The sequence below is a fragment of the Rhizobacter sp. P2_H2 genome (assembly GCF_056403375.1).
Window position 1 is genome coordinate 1 of the sequence record NZ_JBFUFP010000870.1, and the last position, 2370, is coordinate 2370.

A 2370-nucleotide genomic window follows, 5' to 3' on the forward strand; every position below is an offset into this window, starting at 1 on the left:
GGTCCAACGGCTTCCTGTTCGTGTCGGGGCAGGTCGGCAGCAGGCCGGACGGTTCTCCCGAGCCGGACCTGCAGGCCCAGGTGCGGCTCGCGTTCGACAACCTGAATGCCATCCTGGCGGCAGCCGGCTGCACGTTCGACGACGTGGTCGACGTGACCGTCTTCATCGTCGATCCGGAATCGACGTTCGACACGATCTGGAAGATCGTGCCGGAGTACTGGGGCAACGCACCGCACCCGACGCTCACCGGCATCGGCGTGACCTGGCTCTACGGCTTCCAATTCGAGATCAAGGTGATCGCGAAGCTGCCGGAGACCGGCGCAAGCTGACCAGAGCGACAGCGGACGGGCCCGCTCAGACCCCGACGATCAGGACCTCGCTCTCGGCCGCCACGCGGGTGGCATGGCGTGCTTCGCTGCGGCTCTGGGCAGAGGCGTTCGTGCGCTGCGCGTCGGCATTCTTCTGCGGCACGGCGGCCCGCTGTGCCGGCCCCGCCTGCGGGCGTTCGGAAGCGGTGCGCTGCGGTGTCGTGTTCGAAGAGCGTGTGTTCATTCCGGACTCCTTCCGTTGGCGTGATGCACATGGTCGTCCTTGCTTGAGGGCAGGTAAAGCGATCTTTATTGACCGATAAGAGCAACAATGTTGCATTCAAATCCGTCTCTGGAGACGCTGTGGACGTGACCCTCGCGCGCACCTTCCTCGACATCGTCGAGACCGGCAGCTTCGTTCGCGCCGCCGAGCGGCTGCACGTCACGCAGACGGCGGTCAGCGCCCGCGTGAAGGCGCTGGAGGAGGCGGTCGGCGCCACGCTGTTCGTGCGCAGCAAGGCCGGCGCTTCGCTCACGCCGGCCGGCGAGCGCTTCGTGCGCCACGCCTCGATGATGGTGCAGGTGTGGGAGCGGGCGCGCCACCAGGTGGCCGTGCCGCCCGGCCATGAATCCGTGCTGACCATCGGCTGCGAGATGAGCCTGTGGGATCCGCTGCTGCTCGACTGGCTGCTGTGGATGCGCAACGTCGCGCCGCAACTCGCGTTGCGCACCGAGGTGGGCGTCGCGCCCGAGCTGATGGACCGCGTCGCCTCCGGCATGCTCGACATCGCGGTCGTCTACGCGCCGCAGCGCCGCCCGGGCCTGCGCATCGAGCTGCTGATCGAGGAGAAGCTGGTGCTCGTCACGACGCACCCGCCCACCCACAAGCGCGCCCGCAAGCTCGACCCGGCCGACTACGTCTACGTCGACTGGGGCCCGGAGTTCGCGCAGCAGCACAGCCTCGCCTTCCCGCACCTGGGCCATGCCGCGGTGACCGCCGGCCTCGGCCCGCTCGGGCGCGAGTTCGTGCTGGCCAACGGCGGCTCGGGCTACTTCCGTCTCGCGGTCGTGCGCAAGCACCTCGACAGCGGCCGGCTGCGCCGCGTGAAGGGCGCGCCCGAGTTCCTGTACCCGGCCTATGCGGTGTTCGCCGAAGAGTCGGATGCCGCCGTCGTGCAGCCGGCGCTCGACGGGCTGCGCCATGCCGCCGGCGGCACGACGGCCGACCACGAATGAGCCTGCGCTACGCCGCCACGGCGCCTTCCAGCTCGCGCTCGGCGCGCAGGCTCGCCAGGTCGCGCCCGATCGTCGCGACGGCCAGCACGCGGCCGCCGAGCCGGTAGCGCACGCTGCAGTCGCGCGCCGCGATCGAGCCGTCGATCTCGATCGCATCCCAGCGCTCGGCATGGCCCACGTACTGGATCGTCACGTCGTAGTGCTGGCTCCAGAAGAACGGGCTGATGTCGAAGGCGCGGTGCCGGCCGAGCATGTTCAGCGCGGCGACCTGGCCCTGGCGCTGCGCGAGCGCCCAGTGCTCGACGCGGATGCGCTCGCCCGAATGCGGGTCCGGCCAGCGCGCGATGTCGCCGGCCGCGAAGATGCCCGGCGCGCTGGTCTGCAGCCACGCGTCGACGCTGACGCCGCGGTCGACGGCGAGCCCGGCCTGTTCGGCCAGCGCGAGCGCGGGCCGCACGCCGACACCGGCGACGATCAGGTCGGCCTCGAGCACCGTGCCGTCGGCCAGCCGGACCTGGGAGCCGTCGACCCGCGCCACGGTGGTGCCGAGGTGGAAGACCACGCCGTGCGACGCATGCAGGTCGCGCACGAACGCACCGAGCTCGGGGCCGAGGATGCGCCGCATCGGCACCGCGTCGGGTGCCACCACATGCACCTCGAGTCCGCGGGCGCGCAGCGAGGCCGCCACCTCCAGCCCGATGAAGCTCGAGCCGATCACCAGCGCCACGCGTGCGGAGCCCGCCTRCGCGGCGATCGCGCGGCTGTCGCCGAAGCTGCGCAGGCTGCGCACCTGGCCGGGCGCCGCGCCGGGCACGTCGAGCTGCAC

At 71.2% G+C, this 2370-nt stretch carries 4 protein-coding genes; 2 read left to right on the plus strand and 2 right to left on the minus strand.

Going from position 1 to position 2370, the window contains the following annotated elements; translation table 11 throughout:
- The coding region (locus AC1D15_RS27520; protein ID WP_477828504.1) for a RidA family protein at nucleotides 1-329 on the plus strand (329 nt) is incomplete at its 5' end.
- A 25-nt stretch (nucleotides 330-354) separates the two neighbouring features.
- Here the strand turns inward: AC1D15_RS27520 and AC1D15_RS27525 are convergent.
- Nucleotides 355-552, minus strand: a complete 198-nt coding sequence (locus AC1D15_RS27525) for a hypothetical protein (RefSeq protein WP_465113807.1) — start codon at nucleotides 550-552, stop codon at nucleotides 355-357.
- 119 nt (nucleotides 553-671) lie between these two features.
- Between AC1D15_RS27525 and AC1D15_RS27530 the strand changes: the two genes are divergently transcribed.
- A complete protein-coding gene (locus tag AC1D15_RS27530) occupies nucleotides 672-1544 on the plus strand; it encodes a LysR family transcriptional regulator (protein WP_477828505.1) in 873 nt (290 codons plus the stop codon).
- 7 nt (nucleotides 1545-1551) lie between these two features.
- Here the strand turns inward: AC1D15_RS27530 and AC1D15_RS27535 are convergent.
- The coding region (locus tag AC1D15_RS27535) for an NAD(P)/FAD-dependent oxidoreductase (protein ID WP_477828506.1) at nucleotides 1552-2370 on the minus strand (819 nt) is incomplete at its 5' end.